The following is a 16,473-nucleotide window of genomic DNA, read 5'->3' as shown; positions in this document are numbered from 1 at the left end:
CGCCCCTGCGCCGAACCCGGCCTGACGGGGGAGTGTCTGTACTGCAGGATGTAGTACATGTACTATCAATCGCAGTACATAGAAGATGAATGGAGGGAGTGGTGTGATGAGTGCCTCGATCGGAGAGGTGTCGCGGGCGGCGGCGCATGCGTCGGGGGAGCCCGCCGACGCCGTGGTCCGGGTCAGCGGCCTGCGCATGAACTACGGCACCGCGGAGGTGCTCAGGGGCGTCGACTTCACCGCCCGCCGGGGCGAGGTGGTCGCCCTGCTCGGTCCCAACGGCGCGGGCAAGACCACCACCATCGAGATCCTCGAAGGCTTCCGGAAGCGCTCCGCGGGTGCGGTCGAGGTGCTCGGCGCCGACCCCGAGCGCGGCGGCGAGGACTGGCGCGCCCGTATCGGCGTGGTCCTGCAGACCTGGCGCGACCACGGCGGATGGCGGGTGCGCGACCTCCTGAGCCACTTCGGGCTCTTCTACGCGCCCTACTCCACCCCGGGCCGCGTCCGGCCCCACGACACCGACGCACTCCTGGAGCGCGTCGGCCTCACGGACCAGGCGGGCACCAGGATCAACAAGCTCTCCGGCGGGCAGCGCCGCCGCCTGGACGTCGCGATCGGCGTGGTCGGCCGTCCCGAACTGCTCTTCCTCGACGAGCCCACCGCCGGATTCGACCCCCAGGCGCGCCGGAGCTTCCACGAGCTCGTCCACGACATCGTCGACTCGGACGACACCACGGTCCTGCTCACCACCCACGACCTGGACGAGGCGGAGAAGCTCGCCGACCGGATCCTCATCCTGGCGGGCGGCACCATCGTCGCCGACGGCAGCGTGGAGCAGCTGTCCGTCCTGGTGGAGCGGGAGAGCGAGGTCTCCTGGCGGGTCGGCGACCAGCGCCACGTCCACGTCACCGACGCCCCCGCCCGCCACGTGGCCGAGCTGCACGCCGCGCTCGGCGACGACCTGGTCGACCTGCGGGTCGCCCGGCCCTCCCTGGAAGACGTCTACCTCGACATGGTCGAGCGGTACGAGTCCGGCGACGCCGAGCTGGCCGCGCACGAGTTCGTGAAGGAGATCCGATGAACGCCACCGTCAACGCGGTCCGCGCCGGCCTGTCCCGTGGCCTGCTGGAGTTCCGGGGCTCGTTCGCCAGTCCGATGGAGCTGTTCGGCTACTTCTACATGCCGGTGCTGTTCGTCGTCCTCGGGGCGTTCATGTCCAGTGGGCGGGTGGAGGGGGCCGACACCACCTACGGCGCCGTGACCTACGCGGGCGGTGTGGTCTTCACGCTCGTGATGGCGGGCATGCTCACCGTGGCGCAGGTCCTGGCCGCCGAGCGCGAGAACGCCACGCTCCTGCGGGCCAAGACCCTGCCGCACGGGATGCTCGGCTACACCGTCGCCAAGGTGGTCCACATCGTGGGGATCGTGCTGACCTCGCTGGCCCTCATGGTCCTGCCCGGCCTGTTCCTGGTGGAGGGCTTCGGCCCGCGGTCCTGGGACGACGCGGCCACCCTCGTCTGGGTCTGCGTGCTGGGCACGCTGGCCCTGGCCCCGTTCGGGGCGATCGCCGGGTCCTTCATCTCCAACCCGAGGTTCGTGGGACTCCTGATGGTCCCGATCGTCTTCCTGCTGATGGGTTCCGGCGTCATGTTCCCGCTGGACTTCCTGCCCGACTGGGTGGGGACGGCCGCCCTCTTCCTGCCCATCTACTGGCTGGGGCTCGGCGTCCGCGCGGGGTCGCTGCCCGACGACTACGCCGCCCTGGAGATGGCCGGATCCTGGCAACTGCCCCAGGTGGCCGTGGTTCTGGCACTGTGGGCGGTGGTCGGGTTCGTCGTGGCGCCGTGGGTGCTGCGGCGGATGGCCCGTCGGGAGTCGGGGTCGCGCGTCCAGGCGGCCAGGGAAAAGGCGATGAAGCGTGCCTACTGAGAACACGAGCAACGGATCCGGCCGCCGGGGCAAGGCGTCGGCGGGCGGATCCGAGGCGATCTACAACCGCATCGCGGTGCTGCGTGCCGAACGGGGGGTCTCGCGCCGGGCGCTGGCCGAGGCCCTGGGCGTCCACTACCAGACCGTCGGCTACCTGGAGCGGGGCGAGTACAGCCCCAGCCTGCACCTGGCGATGCGGATCGCCCGCTACTTCGAGGTGCCGGTGGAGGTCGTCTTCTCCACCGAGCCCTTCCCCCGCATCGGCCAGTAGGGCGCGTCCCCCCGACGCCCGCACCGGCCCCAACCGACTCCGCGTGTGAAAGGCGGACCCATGACCATCCGTGACCTCATCGCCTCCGTCATCGACGAGTTCCGGCCGACCCGGCTCCGGGACGAATTCGACCACGTCAACCGGCTCAACGCCGAGAACCCGCGCCTTCGTGCGCGCTGGGCCGCCCGGTCCCGCCGCCGCGTCGCCACCGCGCTCATGGGGGTCTTCGTCCTCGCCGGCGCGGCGCTGCTCGGCGTGCTCGCCTTCCCCGGGGTCGGGGACGGCTCGTTCCTGCTGGTCCTGGCGTTCCTCGCCGCGATCGGCGGCTACTTCTACCTGGTCACACAGCTCAACCGCGCCACGCGCACCGGGGTGCGCTACCAGTCCCTGGACGAGCGCCAGCGCATCGAGCGCGACCACGCGACGCGGATCGGCTTCCACACCACCGGGGCGCTGCTGATGGCGGTGTTCCTGCTGTTGGCGGCCGCCAGTATCCTCCCGCCGGAGGTGCTCAGCCTCCCGAACGAGCTGATCATGCCGCTGGTGTGGCTGATCCTCATGGTGCACAGCTCCACACCGTGCGCCTACCTGGCGTGGACCCGCCCCGACGACGTCCCCGACGACGAGGACGACGTCCCCGCCGCCTGATCGGCGGTCACCAGATGTCCGGACCCGCCCATCGGCGGCCGGGTCGCGGCGCCCCTCCAGGACGCGGTCGTCCAGGGACATCACCGGGCAGTCCGCGGCCTGGAGCTGGCCGAGGCCCTGGGCGTCCACTACCAGACCGTCGGCTACCTGGAGCGGGGCGAGTACAGCCCCAGCCTGCACCTGGCGATGCGGATCGCCCGCTACTTCGAGGTGCCGGTGGAGGTCATCTTCTCCACCGAGCCCTTCCCCCGCATCGGCCAGTAGCCCACCCGGCTGCACGACCAGGGCACGAGTTCCGCGTTTCCCAGGCGACCCTGGCGGAAATCTGATAGTCAGATATCATGGTGTGTATGCGAACGATCACCGCGACCGAGGCTGCGAGGAAGTTCTCGGATCTCCTGGACGCGATCGAGAACGGCGAGCGCGTGACCATCACGAGGGGAAAGTCGCCCGTCGCCGAGATCGGCCCCGCTCGTCGCCGCACCGGCGCGGATCTGCGTGCGGCGCTGGAAGGCATCACGCCGCCTGACGACAGGTTCGAGAGCGACATCAACGAAGCGTTGGCCTTTCTCACGAACGAGGAGGCCGACCCGTGGGCCGACGCCTGATCCTGGACACCAACGTCCTCATCTCCTACGAACGCGGGGCGATCGACAGGTCCGCCTTCGACGAGGACGACCTGTCGGTCGCGGCGATCACGATCGGGGAGTACCGAGTCGGCGTCGAGATGGCGGACACCGCTGCACGGGCGGCCGAACGTTCCAGGGCACTGGCCGCGATCACGGAAAACGTGGAGGTCCTGGAGTACACGGAAGCGACGGCAGCTCATCACGCGGCACTGATCGCCCATACCAGGCGCGGCGGAATCCCCAGGGGAAAGCATGACCTCATCATCGCCGCGCACGCGGCGCAGACCGGGCGCACGGTCGTGAGTCGTGACGCCAAGGCCCGGTTCGGGGATCTGCCCGGGGTCCTGGCCACCGAGGTCGACTAGCCGGTCACCAGATGTCGGGGCCGGCCCATCCGTAGGTGTCGCGGTGGCGGACCTGGGCCAACTCGTCCTCGGACAGCGCCCGGGGCTCCCCGATCTGGCGCGCGCGCAGGTACGCGCCGCTCAGCCAGTCCAGCAGCCGCAGGTTCTCCAGCGCGTGCTCCAGCCCGCGTCCCAGCGCGAGTCCGCCGTGGCCGGCGAGCAGGGCGGCGTCGCGGCCCTTGAGCGCCTTGACCGCGTGGTCGGCGATCTCGCCGCTGCCGTAGAGCGTGTAGGGGGTGACGGCGATCGCCCCGCCCAGGGCGGCGGCCCGGTGGTGGATCGGGGGCAGCTCGGCCAGGACCGACGACACCGCGACGGTGTCGGTGGTGAAGGCATTGACGACCGCGGTGACCTCGTCCCCGTGGTCGGCGGCCCGGCGGTGCACGGCCAGGTGCAGCGTGGCCTCGGCGGCCGGGTCGCGGCGCCCCTCCAGCACACGGTCGTCCAGGGACATCACCGGGCAGTCCGCGGCCTGGAGCTGGTCGAGCGGGACGCCGTGGGGGGTGACCACCACCAGGTCGCCGCTGCGGACGCTGACGGTGCCCGACTCTCCGGGCGCGGTCCCGGTGCCGGCGGCGAGGGCACGGGCCGTCAGGCAGACGTCCCGTCGTTCCTGTTCAAGCAGCATGCGCTTCCTCGAGGGTGCGCCGGTGGGGTGGCGCGGTCCTGGGGCGGGCGGGTCCATGGCCGCCCGTGATCCGGTGATCCGGGCGAATCCACTTAGGTACACCTAAATGTACGTCAAACTCTTGGGCTGGTATTCCCCAGACCCGCGTTTGGGTCGTGAGGGCTCCCGGACAGGCGCGTAGATGTGGTGATGCTGTGCACACGTGACTCACACCACGGGTTCATGCGCCCTCGGAGTGTGGTTTTTACTGCTCAGAGGGGCTTGTGGGAGTCTTGGGGCGAAAGTGTCGTATGAGACGAGGCAGTTTGTGACCACCGATCTTGGGCAAACCGGACCCGTGAACCAGCCCGACGTATCCCTACCTACCGCGCCCTACCTGTCCGAGCCGGGCGCGTCCGAGGCCACGAGCCTCTACATCGACGGCCAGTGGCGAGCCGCCCGCAACGGCCGTGTCAGGGAGGTCCTGAACCCCGCCGACGCCTCCGTCCTCACCATCGTGAGCGAAGGGGGACGCCCCGACACCGAGGCCGCCATCGCCGCCGCGCGGCGCGCCTTCGACACCGGGGAGTGGCGCCGGACCACCGCCGACGAGCGCGGCCGCGTCCTCGAACGCATCGCCGACCTCCTCCAGCGCGACCGCGAGGAGATCTCGGTCATGGAGTCGCTGGACACGGGCAAGACCATCGAGGAGGGCGGGATCGACGTCGACGACGTCACCAACGTCTTCCGCTACTACGCCGGACTCGCCGACAAGGACGCCGGCCGCGTCGTGTCCGCGCCCGAGGGCGTGCACAGCAAGGTCGTGTACGAGCCCGTCGGCGTCTGCGGCATGATCACCCCCTGGAACTACCCGCTGCTCCAGCTCGCCTGGAAGATGGCCCCGGCCATCGCGGCCGGCAACACCATGGTGATCAAGCCCAGCGAGATCACCCCGGTCACCACCTGCAAGCTGGTCGAGCTGGCCACCGAGGCCGGGGTCCCCGCCGGAGTGGTCAACCTGGTCCTGGGCAGCGGCCCCGACGCCGGCGCCCCCCTGTCGGAGCACCGCGACGTCGACCTCGTCTCCTTCACCGGCGGCCTGGTCACCGGCCGCCGCATCATGGCCTCGGCCGCGGAGACCGTCAAGACCGTCGCGCTGGAGCTCGGCGGCAAGAACCCGAACATCATCTTCCCGGACGTGGACCTGGACACCGCCGTGGACTATGCGCTCAGCGCCGCGTTCTTCCACTCCGGCCAGGTCTGCTCGGCGGGCGCCAGGCTGATCGTGCACAACGACATCCACGACGCCTTCACCACCGAGCTCGCCCGCCGGGCCGAGGCCATCCGGATCGGCCGCGGACAGGACGAGGGCGTGCGCTGCGGACCGCTGGTCTCGGCCGAGCACCGCGCCAAGGTGGAGGCCGCCGTCGCCCGCGGCGTCGAGGAGGGCGCCCGGATCATCGCCGGCGGCAAGCGCCCGGACGACCCCGAGCTCTCCCGCGGCTACTTCTACCGGCCCACCGTGTTCGTGGACTGCGACCGGTCCATGGACATCGTCCAGACCGAGGTCTTCGGCCCGGTCGTGACCGTCGAGCGGTTCGAGACCGAGGCGCAGGCGATCGAGCTGGGCAACGACACCGACTACGGGCTCTCCGGCGGTGTGTGGACCAACGACACCGGGCGAGGCGAGCGCGTCGCCGCCGCGCTGCGCCACGGCACGGTCTGGGTCAACGACTACGGCCCCTACTTCCCCGGCGCCGAGTGGGGCGGCTACGGCCGCAGCGGCATCGGCCGCGAGCTCGGGCTCGCCGGCCTGGACGAGTACCGCGAGGCCAAGCACATCTACCGCAACCTGGCTCCCGAACCACAGCGCTGGTTCGGCTAGCCACGCGGTCGCGCCGCTCCGGACGCCTGGTCCGGAGCGGCCACGTCCGCTCACTCCCCGAACACACGAGAACACAGCAGAGGTCGGTTTCCCCCCGGGCTATCCCCGACTCAGCAACAACGAGAGGAACAGGCCGTGTCCGACACCCAGGCCACCTACGACTACGTCATCGTGGGTGGTGGCACAGCGGGCTCCGTCATCGCCAACCGGCTGACGGAGGACCCCGGCACCACCGTGTGCCTCATCGAGGGCGGTCCGGACGACCGCGACCACGAGAACGTCCTCCGCCTGCGCGACTGGTTGAGCGTTCTGGACAGCGACCTCGACTACGGCTACACCACCGTCGAGCAGCCGCGCGGCAACTCGCACATCCTGCACTCGCGCGCCCGCGTGCTCGGCGGATGCTCGTCGCACAACACCCTCATCAGCTTCCGGCCCTTCGCCGAGGACCTGGACGACTGGGTGGCCGCGGGTGCCGAGGGCTGGGACAACGCCACCGTCCAGTCCTACGCCGACCGGATCAAGTGCAACATCGTTCCGGTCGCGGAGAAGGACCGCAACGCGATGGTCAAGGACTGGGTGGCCTCGGCCGCCGAGGCCGCCGACGTCCCGGTCGTCGCCGACTTCAACGCCCTGACCTCGCACGGCGGCGGCTTCTCCGGCGGCGCGGGCTTCCTCTCCATCGCCTACGACCCCTACACCGGATACCGGTCCTCGGCGTCGGTCGCCTACCTCCACCCGATCATGGACGTGCGGAGCAACCTCACGGTCATGCTGGAGACGTGGGTGGACCGGATCGAGTTCGACGGCGACCGCGCCACGGGGGTCAGCGCCACGACGAAGGACGGCCGACGCGTCACGGTCAACGCCCGGCGCGAAGTCGTGCTGTCCGCGGGCGCGGTCGACAGCCCCCGACTGCTCATGCTCTCCGGTGTGGGCAACGCCGGGGAGCTGCGCGAGCTGGGCATCGAGGCCCGCCACGACCTGCCCGGCGTCGGCGAGAACCTCCTCGACCACCCCGAGTCCATCATCATGTGGGAGACCGACCGGCCGGTGCCGCAGGAGACCGTGATGGACTCCGACGCGGCGCTGTTCGTCCGCCGCGACGACGGCGACCCGCGCCCGGACCTGATGTTCCACATCTACCAGATCCCCTTCGACGACAACACGAAGCGGCTGGGCTACGACTCGCCGGAGGACGGCTACGCGGTCTGCATGACGCCGAACATCCCCCGGTCCCGCTCGCGCGGCAAGCTCTACCTGACCAGCAGCGACCCCGAGGCCAAGCCCGCGCTGGACTTCCGCTACTTCACCGACCCCGACGGCTACGACGAGCAGACCATCGTGGACGGTCTGAAGATCGCCCGACGGGTCGCCGAGACCGAACCGTTCCGCTCGTGGATCAAGCGCGAGGTCGCGCCCGGACCGCAGGTGCGGTCCGACGAGGAACTGTCGGAGTACGGCCGCCGCGCCGCGCACACCGTGTACCACCCGGCGGGTACCTGCCGGATGGGCGGAGCCGAGGACGGCGACGCCGTCGTGGACCCCCGTCTGCGCGTCCGCGGGCTGCGGGGCCTGCGCGTGGCCGACGCCTCGGTGTTCCCGACCCTGCCCACGCCCAACCCGATGGTGATGGTGCTCGCGCTCGGTGAGCGCGCGGCCGACCTGATCCGCGAGGACCACCTCCAGGAGGCCACTCGATGAGCACACAGACCGTCCAGGAGCAGGGGTCGCCCGGGGGTGACACCGACGTCACCTTCTCCGTCCGCAACCTCTGGAAGATCTTCGGCAAGAACGCCGACAAGGTCATCGGCACGGAGCTGGAGACGGCCGACCGGGACCGGATCAAGGAGGAGACCGGCTGCACCGTCGCCGTGCGGGACGTGTCCTTCGACGTCCACCCCGGTGAGATCTTCGTCGTCATGGGCCTGTCCGGCTCCGGCAAGTCGACGCTGATCCGCTGCCTGAGCCGCCTCATCGAACCCACGGCCGGGCAGGTGCTGCTCGACGGTGAGGACATCGGCGAGGCCACCCAGCAGCGCCTGCGCGAGCTGCGCCGCCACAAGATGGCCATGGTGTTCCAGCACTTCGGCCTGCTGCCGAACCGCCGCATCGTCGACAACGTGGCCTACGGCCTGGAGGTGCGCGGCATGGGCCGCGCCGAGCGCTACGCCCGCGCGGGCGAGATGATCGAGATGGTCGGCCTGTCCGGCTACGAGAACGCGCGGCCCGGTGAGCTGAGCGGCGGCATGCAGCAGCGGGTGGGCCTGGCCCGCGCGCTGGCCGTCGACCCCGAGGTGCTGATGTTCGACGAGCCGTTCAGTGCGCTCGACCCGCTGATCCGCCGCGACATGCAGGCCGAGGTCTCCCGGCTCCAGCGCGAGCTGAACAAGACGTCGGTGTTCATCACCCACGACCTGCAGGAGGCCCTGAAGCTGGGCGACCGCATCGCCATCATGCGCGACGGCGAACTCGTCCAGGTCGGCACCCCGGAGGAGGTGGTGGGCCGGCCGGCCAACGCCTACGTCGCCGACTTCACGTCCGACGTCGCGCGCACGACCGTGCTGACCGCGCGGTGGCTGGTGCGCGACGCCTACCCCGGGGAGCGCACGGACGGCCCGGTCACCGAGCCGGGCACGGTGCTCGCGGAGGTCCTGCCGATGCTCGCGGCGAGCACCGCGCCCGTGCGGGTCGTGGAGGGCGACACCCTCCTCGGCTACGTGGGCCGCGACGACGTGCTCCGCGCCATCGCCGAGGACCAGCTCTCCGAGAACGAGGTGGCCGTGGCCATCGAGGAGACCGTCGGGGAGCTGTCGGACGAGTCCACCGACCCCGCCGAGCTCTCCACCGGCGGGCCCGGCGGGTCGACGGGCCCGCAGGGGGGCGGGGCGCGCGGGACCGCGCCGAGCGGTTCGGCGAACCCCACCGGCCACGGTGGTCCGGCTCCGACCGGGGACGGTGGGTGACATGGCCGCGCTGACCCGACCCGCCACCGGCGGGTCCGGAGAGGTCGGAGGCGCCGCGGGGCCCCGTGCGTCCGGCGGGCTGGTCACGGTCCTGACCAACCGGTGGCTGCAGGCGCTGGCCGCGATCGCGGTGCTCGTGATCGGGTACCTCGTGTTCCGGTCCCTGGGCTCCCCCGCCTGGGCGGGCCCGTTCCCGACCGGCATCGGCGACCGCTTCATGGCCTGGCTCGACGGCGTCTACGCCTGGATCGTGGCGAACCGCAACGACAGCCCGCTGTTCCTGTACGGCTTCAACTACGTCTCGGTGGGCCTGGGCTCCGCGGTCGTCCTGATCAACCGCGTCCTGGACCTGCTCACCTGGGCCGGCGTCACGGCCATCGGCGTCCTGGGCGCCTGGCGCGTCGCCGGATGGCGGGTGGCCCTGCTGGTCCTGGTCACCTTCGCGGTGTTCGCGCTGACCGGGCTGTGGAACGAGTCGATGACCACGCTGGCGCTGATCATCACGTCGGTGCTCATCGCGCTGGTGTTCGGCATCCCGCTGGGCATCCTGGCCGGCCGCAGCGAGGTGTTCTACCGGGGGATCCGCCCGGTCCTGGACTTCATGCAGATCATGCCCGCGTTCGCCTACCTGCTGCCGTTCGTGCTGCTGTTCGGCATCGGCAACCCGGCGGCGGCCGTGGTGACGGCGGTCTACGCGATCCCGCCCGCCGTGCGCATCACGGCGCTGGGCATCCGCGAGGTGCCCAAGGGCGCGGTGGAGGCGACGACGTCGCTCGGCTCGACGCCCTGGCAGGTCCTCACCAAGGTGCAGCTGCCCATGGCCAAGCGCACCATCCTGCTGGGCGTCAACCAGACCATCATGCTCGCGGTCTCCATGGTCGTCATCGCGTCGGTCATCGGCGCGGGCGGTCTCGGTGACGCGATCTACCAGGCACTGTCCAAGGTCAACGTCGGCGAGGCGTTCCAGGCCGGCCTGGCGATCGTCATGCTGGCGATCGCGATGGACCGGGTGACGGGTGCCGTGGGCCACGGGGCGCACACCCCGAACATCGCGCCCCGGTTCCAGCTCCCGGTCCTGGGAGCGGGGCTGATCGCGGTGATCGTCGTGGTCACCGTGGCGCGGGCCATGGGCGCGCGCGGCTGGCCGCGCGAGCTGTCCGTGGACCTGAGCGCGCCGGTGAACGCCTTCTACGACGCCGTGCAGGCGGCCATCGGAGCGTTCACCGCCACCCTGTCCGAATGGACGCTCACCTGGGTCCTCAGCCCGCTCAGCGAACTGCTGACCGGGTCGCCCTGGTGGCTGGTGGTCATCGTGGCCACGGCCCTGGGGTGGATCTTCTCCGGGTGGCGCGCGGCGCTCGTCTCGGGAGCGTCGTTCGTGGTCATCGGGCTCCTGGGCGTGTGGGTCAACGCCATGGACACGCTGTCCCAGGTCCTCGTGGCCTCGTTGGTCACCGTCGCACTGGGCGTGGTGGTCGGCGTACTGATGTCGCGCAGCGACGTGTTCGCGACCATCCTGCGGCCGATCCTCGACGCCATGCAGACCCTGCCGCCGTTCGTCTACCTGATCCCGGCGGTCGCGCTGTTCACCATCGGCCGTGTCCCGGCGCTGGTGGCCGCGGTCATCTTCGCGCTCCCGCCGGTCATCCGGCTGGTCAACGACGGGATCCGCGGGGTTCCGGCGCCGACCAAGGAGGCGGCGCTGTCGCAGGGGTCCACCCGGTGGCAGCTGCTCAGCAAGGTGGAGCTGCCGATGGCCCGCGGCTCGCTGCTGCTGGCCGTCAACCAGGGGATCATCCTCGTGCTGTCCATGGTCGTCATGGGCGCGCTGGTCGGCGCCGGATCGCTCGGCTTCGACGTCGTGTTCGGCCTGGCGCAGAACGAGCTCGGCCTGGGTCTGGCCTCCGGCCTGGCGATCGTGTGCCTGGGCCTGTTCCTGGACCGTGTGACGCAGGGAAGGAGGGCACCCCGTGCCTAGGTTCATGAGGAAGGGTGCCCTGGTCCGGCTGCTGGCGGTCGGGCTGGCGCTGGTGATGGTCAGTTCGTGCGCGGTGCGCACCGACCAGATCGCGCGGGACCCGAACACCGTGCGCATCGCCCTGAACGGGTGGGTCGGCTACGAGGCCAGCGCCGAGGTGCTCGCGTACATCCTGCGTGAGGAGATGGGCTACGAGGTCCAGCTCATGCGGGTGTCCGAGCAGCCGTCGTGGCAGGCCCTGGACCAGGGCGTGCTGGACGTGATCGTGGAGAACTGGGGTCACGAGGACCTCATGGAGCTCTACGGCCCCGAGGGCAACGGCACCGTGGTCGACGGCGGCCCCAACGGCAACGAGGGGGTGATCGGCTGGTACGTCCCCGCCTACCTGCAGGAGGAGTACCCGGAGATCACCACCGTGGAGGGCCTCAAGGAGCACACCGACCTGTTCCGGACCGCCGAGACCGGCGACAGGGGCGAGTTCCTGGGCGGCGCGCCCGGGTTCGTGACCCAGGACCAGGGGATGATCAACGCGTTCGACCTGGATCTGGAGATCGTCTACGCCGGTTCGGAGGCCTCACAGATCACCGAGGTCCGGCGGCGGTACGCGAACGAGGAGCCGGTGCTCTTCTACTTCTACGACCCGCAGTGGCTCCAGGAGGAACTCGACCTGGTCCGGGTGGACTTCCCCGACTACGAGGAGGGGTGCGCCGACGACCTGTCGTCCGTCCCCTGCGACTACCCGGCCTACGAGCTGAACAAGATCTTCCGGGCCGGGTTCGTGGAGACGGGGGACCCCGCCTACCGGTTCCTCGACAACTGGACGTGGACCAACGCGGACCAGAACCGGGTGGCGCAGATGATCGCCGACGAGGGCATGGACCCGACGGACGCGGCCGAGGTCTGGGTGGAGGAGAACCCGGACGTCTGGCGGCCGTGGATTCCCGAGGGCTTCGAGCCCGCGGGCTGATCCGTATCCGTCCGGCCGCGCCGGGCCGGGGAGACCGCTCCCCGGCCCGGCGCCGTGCTTCGGGCCCGGCCCGCCGGAGTCAGTGCCGTGGGCGCTCGTAGCGCAGCCGGCGGCTCACCCAGAACACGTTCGCGCACGCGGCCAGGAACCCCGCCCCCAACAGGACGGCCAACCAGGTCTCCCCGGTCCACACCATCGCGGCCACCGTGCCGCCCAGCAGGACCAGGGCCCCGAACACGGCCAGGACCATCCGGAACCCGAGCGCGCTCGCCGGCCGTTCGTGGCTGCCCAGCGGCCCCTTCAGCCTGCCCCGTCGCATGGCGTCCCCTCCTTCGCGTCGTCCCCGGTCCTACCGCTCCCCGTGTCCTTCCCCTACCCGCCCCGCCCGGCTCCCGACTGCGACTGACACGGAAGTCAGTGTGTCTGTCAGTTTGTACTCTTTGCCTGACACATGGATCGGAGTGGCGTACCCTGGGTCGCATGGACACAGAGGTGAGGACCCACCGGATCTCGATTCGTGAGCTTCAGCGGAACGCCGCAGACGTCTTTGACCGGGCTAGACACGGGGAGTCGTTCACAGTGACCAGACATGGTGAGACCGTCGGCCGTGTTCTTCCGCCAGATCCGGCAGAGGAAGCGGTCATGAGCGCGGTCGACCGCGGCCTGTTGGACCCGCGTGACCTGGATGCTCTGCCGACCGCGGGTGAATCGGCGGGCATGCCACGCGAGTCGTCGCCGCCTGGTACGCGCCTGGCCACGGACGCCTTGGCGGAGCTGCGAGAAGAGGACCACGGCACCTGATGTTCATTTACCTTGACACCTGTGCCGCGCTCAAACTCTTCAAGGACGAGGTCGAGTCCGCGGCGTTGGACACCTGGCTCGACGAGCGAGCAGATGCCCGCCTGATCACGAATTATCTGACGAGGACCGAGCTCCCCAGGGCTTTGCACGCGATCGGTGCGGAGCGGGCGACCATGGTGAGGTCATGGGCCTGGTTGGCCAAGGTCGCGCAGCTGCGTATGCCCGCCGAAGTCTTCGACACCGCGGGGGGCCTGGCTCCGGGAACACGCCTCAGGTCACTTGACGCCCTGCACGTCTCCAGCGCTCTCGGACTGGGATCCGCGCTGAGCTGCTTCGTCACCTACGACAAGCGGCTGGCGGACGCGGCCGAGTCGGCGGGTCTCCCGGTCGCCGCTCCCGGGGCCTGAGACCGCGTACGAGGAGCGGGGGCGCCCCACTGGGCACCCCCGCTCCGGACGATCAGGTCCCGCCGGGGCCTACACGCCGTCCATCAGGGCGGGCAGCGCGGACTCGTAGGCCGTCCGCAGCTCCTCCAGCGGGATCCGCACCGCACCGCCCGGGTGGGTGACCGCCAGGGCGTCGCCGCCCACCGTGCCGATCTCCGTGACCGGAACACCGTGGTCGGCGGCCAGCGCCAGGAAGGCCTCCTCCCGGCCCGGGCGCACCGCGACCACGGCGCGGGCGGCGGACTCGCTGAACAGGGCGGTGAACGCGTCACCCTCCACCGACACCCGCAGGCCCAGCCCGCCGCGCAGCGCCGACTCGGCGAGCGCGACCGCCAGGCCGCCGTCGGACAGGTCGTGCGCGGCGGCGGCCAGACCGCGGTCGGCGGCGGTGGCCAGCACCTCGCCCAGGGCTGCCTCCGCGGCCAGGTCCACCCGCGGCGGTACGCCGCCCAGGTGGCCGTGCACCACGTCCGCCCACGCCGAACCGCCGAACTCCTCGCGGGTCTCGCCGAGCAGGAACACCCGGTCGCCGTCGGAGTCGAACGCGCTGCGCAGCCGCGTACGCACGTCGTCGATGACGCCCAGCACGCCGATGACGGGCGTCGGGTTGATCGCCACGTCCCCGGTCTGGTTGTAGAAGCTCACGTTGCCGCCGGTCACCGGCGTCCCGAGCTGCAGGCAGGCGTCGGCCAGGCCCCGGGTGGACTCGGCGAACTGCCACATCACACCCGCGTCCTCCGGCGAACCGAAGTTGAGGCAGTTGGTGACCGCCAGCGGTCGGGCGCCCGTGGCCGCCACGTTGCGGAACGCCTCCGCGTACGCCAGCTGGGTGCCCGTGTACGGGTCCAGCCGGGTGTAGCGGCCGTTGCCGTCCGTGGCCAGCGCCACGCCCCGGTGGGAGTCGTCCGCGATGCGGATCATCCCGGAGTCGTGCGGCGCCGACACCACGGTGTCGCCGCGCACGTAGCTGTCGTACTGCCGGGTGACCCACGTGGGGTCGCCCACGCCCGGCGCGCCCAGCACGCGCAGCACCTGCTCGCGCAGCTCGACGTCGTCGGCCGGCCGCGGCAGCGCCCCCGCGTCGTCGGCCTGCAGCGCGTCCTGTGCCGCCGGACGCGCGTACGGGCGCTCGTAGACCGGGCCCTCGTCGGAGGCGGTCCGCGGCGGCATGTCCACGACGGTCTCGCCGTGCCAGGTCATCACCAGGCGGCCGCCGCGCTCGGCCTCCTCGGGCGTGACGTCGGTGACCTCGCCGATCTCCGTGGCCAGGATCTGCCACTTCTCGCACACGGCGAGGAAGTCGGCCATCTTGGCGGGCTCGACGATCGCCATCATGCGCTCCTGCGACTCACTCATGAGGATCTCCTCGGGAGTGAGCGTGTGGTCGCGCAGCGGCACCCGGTCGAGCTGGATGCGCATGCCGCCGGTGCCGCCCGCCGCCAGCTCGGTGGTCGCGCAGGACACGCCCGCCGCGCCCAGGTCCTGGATGCCCACGACCATGTCCTCGGCGAACAGCTCCAGGCTGCACTCGATGAGCAGCTTCTCCATGAACGGGTCGCCGACCTGCACGCTGGGCCGCTTGGCGTGCGACTCGTCGTCGAACGTGGCGCTGGCCAGCACCGAGGCGCCGCCGATGCCGTCCGGGCCGGTGGTGGCGCCGAACAGCACCACCTTGTTGCCCGGGCCGGGCGCCTGCGCCAGCTTGATGTCCTCGTGCTTCATCACGCCCACGCACAGGGCGTTGACCAGCGGGTTGCCGATGTAGCCGGCACCGAAGCCGATCTCGCCGCCGATGTTGGGCAGGCCCAGGCAGTTGCCGTAGAACGAGATGCCCGAGACCACGCCGGGCAGCACCCGCTTGGTGTCGTCGGCGTCGGCCGGGCCGAAGCGCAGCGCGTCCATGACCGCGACCGGCCGCGCGCCCATGGTGAGGATGTCGCGGACGATGCCGCCCACACCCGTGGCGGCGCCCTGGTGCGGCTCCACGTAGGACGGGTGGTTGTGCGACTCGATCTTGAACGTCACGGCGCGGCCGTCGCCGACGTCCACGACGCCCGCGTTCTCACCCATGCCCACGAGCAGGGCGTCGTTCTCCGGGGCCTTCTCGCCGAACTGGCGCAGGTGCACCTTGGACGACTTGTAGGAGCAGTGCTCGCTCCACATGACCGAGTAGATCGCCAGTTCGGCGGACGTGGGCCGACGGCCGAGGATCTCTCGGACCCGCTCGTACTCGTCCTTGGCCATGCCCAGTTCGGCGTACGGCTGTGGCGTGTCCGGGCTGCTGTGCGCCGCGGCGACGGTGTCGGGACCGGGGACTTCAGACATGCGTGGTTCCGTTCGGGATGTGCGGTTGTGAGCCGGGCCGTGGCGTCCGCCGACCGGCGCGGAAGGTCGTGGTCAGGAGCCCGACCGGGTGGAGTCGGCGACCATCAGTACCGCCGGGGTCTCGTCGTCCTCGTGCTGGGAGGAGTCGGCGACCATGACCTCCTGGTCGGTCAGGACGGTCTGGTTGAGCGGCACGTCGTCGGGTGACTCCACGCCCTCGGGGAGCATGATCAGCCAGTCGTCGGCCAGGAGGTGGTCGTAGACGTCCTGAACGGTCGCCTCGGTGTCCCCGGTGGGCTCGCCGTCCTCGGTGAGCACGCGCACGAGCCGGACGCACTCCAGCTCCTCGCAGTACACGTCGTTCTCACCGGAGGAGTAGCTCAGGCCGTCCGGGGCCTCGCCGAGCGCCGAGGCCGCGGGCGGCTCCTCGGGCCGGGGTCCGGGCGCGCCCTGCTGCCCCTGCGCCTGCTCCAGGGGCGGTACCGCCGGGGCGGTCGCGAACGCCTGGAAGAGGCCGGCGGCGGCCGACACGATGAGGCCGACGACGACCACCCCCACCAGGACCGCCATCGTCCGTCGCGAGCGCAGCAGTGCCATCATCGGATCGTCCCCCAGTC

The 16,473-nt window shown here is 71.0% G+C and carries 18 protein-coding genes; 14 read left to right on the top strand and 4 right to left on the bottom strand.

Features of this window, described 5'->3' with window-relative positions:
- The first annotated feature begins 106 nt into the window (after nt 1-106).
- From M1P99_RS09960 to M1P99_RS09930, 7 genes are all read left to right on the top strand, one after another.
- Nucleotides 107-1,081, top strand: coding sequence for an ABC transporter ATP-binding protein (locus M1P99_RS09960; protein ID WP_304452373.1), 975 nt, complete (start codon nt 107-109; stop codon nt 1,079-1,081).
- A complete protein-coding gene (locus M1P99_RS09955; RefSeq protein ID WP_304452372.1) occupies nt 1,078-1,929 on the top strand; it encodes an ABC transporter permease in 852 nt (283 codons plus the stop codon). The genes M1P99_RS09960 and M1P99_RS09955 overlap by 4 nt, the downstream gene beginning before the upstream one ends.
- A complete protein-coding gene (locus M1P99_RS09950) occupies nt 1,919-2,200 on the top strand; it encodes a helix-turn-helix transcriptional regulator (protein WP_304452371.1) in 282 nt (93 codons plus the stop codon). The genes M1P99_RS09955 and M1P99_RS09950 overlap by 11 nt, the downstream gene beginning before the upstream one ends.
- Before the next feature lie 60 nt (nt 2,201-2,260).
- Nucleotides 2,261-2,848, top strand: a complete 588-nt coding sequence (locus tag M1P99_RS09945) for a hypothetical protein (RefSeq protein WP_304452370.1) — start codon at nt 2,261-2,263, stop codon at nt 2,846-2,848.
- A 30-nt stretch (nt 2,849-2,878) separates the two neighbouring features.
- Nucleotides 2,879-3,112, top strand: a complete 234-nt coding sequence (locus tag M1P99_RS28630; RefSeq protein ID WP_369696582.1) for a helix-turn-helix transcriptional regulator — start codon at nt 2,879-2,881, stop codon at nt 3,110-3,112.
- 86 nt (nt 3,113-3,198) lie between these two features.
- The gene (locus tag M1P99_RS09935; protein WP_053619231.1) at nt 3,199-3,456 is read left to right on the top strand and encodes a type II toxin-antitoxin system Phd/YefM family antitoxin; all 258 of its coding nucleotides are present in this window, start codon (nt 3,199-3,201) and stop codon (nt 3,454-3,456) included.
- Nucleotides 3,441-3,842, top strand: coding sequence for a type II toxin-antitoxin system VapC family toxin (locus tag M1P99_RS09930; protein ID WP_304452369.1), 402 nt, complete (start codon nt 3,441-3,443; stop codon nt 3,840-3,842). The genes M1P99_RS09935 and M1P99_RS09930 overlap by 16 nt, the downstream gene beginning before the upstream one ends.
- Before the next feature lie 4 nt (nt 3,843-3,846).
- Here M1P99_RS09930 and M1P99_RS09925 read toward each other — a convergent pair whose 3' ends face one another.
- Nucleotides 3,847-4,509: a class II aldolase/adducin family protein gene (locus M1P99_RS09925; protein WP_304452368.1), complete on the bottom strand. Its 663-nt coding sequence runs from the start codon at nt 4,507-4,509 to the stop codon at nt 3,847-3,849.
- Nucleotides 4,510-4,846: 337 nt separating this feature from the next.
- On the opposite strand from M1P99_RS09925, the gene M1P99_RS09920 reads away from it, so the two are divergent.
- The 5 genes from M1P99_RS09920 to M1P99_RS09900 all read left to right on the top strand — a co-directional run bounded on the left by M1P99_RS09920 (nt 4,847) and on the right by M1P99_RS09900 (nt 12,284).
- Nucleotides 4,847-6,373 (top strand): aldehyde dehydrogenase family protein, encoded by a 1,527-nt coding sequence (locus M1P99_RS09920; RefSeq protein WP_304452367.1) that lies wholly within the window; start codon nt 4,847-4,849, stop codon nt 6,371-6,373.
- A 135-nt stretch (nt 6,374-6,508) separates the two neighbouring features.
- Nucleotides 6,509-8,077 carry a GMC family oxidoreductase gene (locus M1P99_RS09915; RefSeq protein ID WP_304452366.1) on the top strand — a complete coding sequence of 523 codons (1,569 nt, stop codon included), beginning with the start codon at nt 6,509-6,511 and terminating at the stop codon, nt 8,075-8,077.
- On the top strand, nt 8,074-9,339 hold the full coding sequence (locus tag M1P99_RS09910; RefSeq protein ID WP_304452365.1) for a glycine betaine/L-proline ABC transporter ATP-binding protein: 1,266 nt from the start codon (nt 8,074-8,076) through the stop codon (nt 9,337-9,339). Before M1P99_RS09915 ends, M1P99_RS09910 begins: the two co-directional genes overlap by 4 nt.
- A gap of 1 nt (nt 9,340) precedes the next feature.
- Nucleotides 9,341-11,317 (top strand): proline/glycine betaine ABC transporter permease, encoded by a 1,977-nt coding sequence (locus M1P99_RS09905; protein WP_304452364.1) that lies wholly within the window; start codon nt 9,341-9,343, stop codon nt 11,315-11,317.
- A 4-nt stretch (nt 11,318-11,321) separates the two neighbouring features.
- The gene (locus tag M1P99_RS09900) at nt 11,322-12,284 is read left to right on the top strand and encodes an ABC transporter substrate-binding protein (protein WP_304455646.1); all 963 of its coding nucleotides are present in this window, start codon (nt 11,322-11,324) and stop codon (nt 12,282-12,284) included.
- Nucleotides 12,285-12,363: 79 nt separating this feature from the next.
- Here M1P99_RS09900 and M1P99_RS09895 read toward each other — a convergent pair whose 3' ends face one another.
- A complete protein-coding gene (locus tag M1P99_RS09895; RefSeq protein WP_304452363.1) occupies nt 12,364-12,603 on the bottom strand; it encodes a hypothetical protein in 240 nt (79 codons plus the stop codon).
- A gap of 161 nt (nt 12,604-12,764) precedes the next feature.
- Between M1P99_RS09895 and M1P99_RS09890 the strand changes: the two genes are divergently transcribed.
- Together M1P99_RS09890 and M1P99_RS09885 are read left to right on the top strand one after the other, a co-directional pair.
- Nucleotides 12,765-13,085, top strand: a complete 321-nt coding sequence (locus M1P99_RS09890; protein ID WP_304452362.1) for a type II toxin-antitoxin system Phd/YefM family antitoxin — start codon at nt 12,765-12,767, stop codon at nt 13,083-13,085.
- Entirely contained in the window at nt 13,085-13,492 is a 408-nt protein-coding gene (locus M1P99_RS09885) for a type II toxin-antitoxin system VapC family toxin (RefSeq protein ID WP_304452361.1), read from the top strand. Before M1P99_RS09890 ends, M1P99_RS09885 begins: the two co-directional genes overlap by 1 nt.
- Before the next feature lie 69 nt (nt 13,493-13,561).
- Here M1P99_RS09885 and purL read toward each other — a convergent pair whose 3' ends face one another.
- Entirely contained in the window at nt 13,562-15,856 is a 2,295-nt protein-coding gene (gene purL / locus M1P99_RS09880; protein WP_304452360.1) for a phosphoribosylformylglycinamidine synthase subunit PurL, read from the bottom strand.
- A 72-nt stretch (nt 15,857-15,928) separates the two neighbouring features.
- Nucleotides 15,929-16,453 carry a hypothetical protein gene (locus M1P99_RS09875; RefSeq protein ID WP_304452359.1) on the bottom strand — a complete coding sequence of 175 codons (525 nt, stop codon included), beginning with the start codon at nt 16,451-16,453 and terminating at the stop codon, nt 15,929-15,931.
- Nucleotides 16,454-16,473 lie beyond the last annotated feature (20 nt).

The organism is Nocardiopsis sp. YSL2, from assembly GCF_030555055.1.
In the GTDB taxonomy this organism is placed as follows: Bacteria; Actinomycetota; Actinomycetes; order Streptosporangiales; family Streptosporangiaceae; genus Nocardiopsis.
Note: the sequence above shows the minus strand (reverse complement) of the source record. Positions and strands in the feature narration are given on the sequence as shown.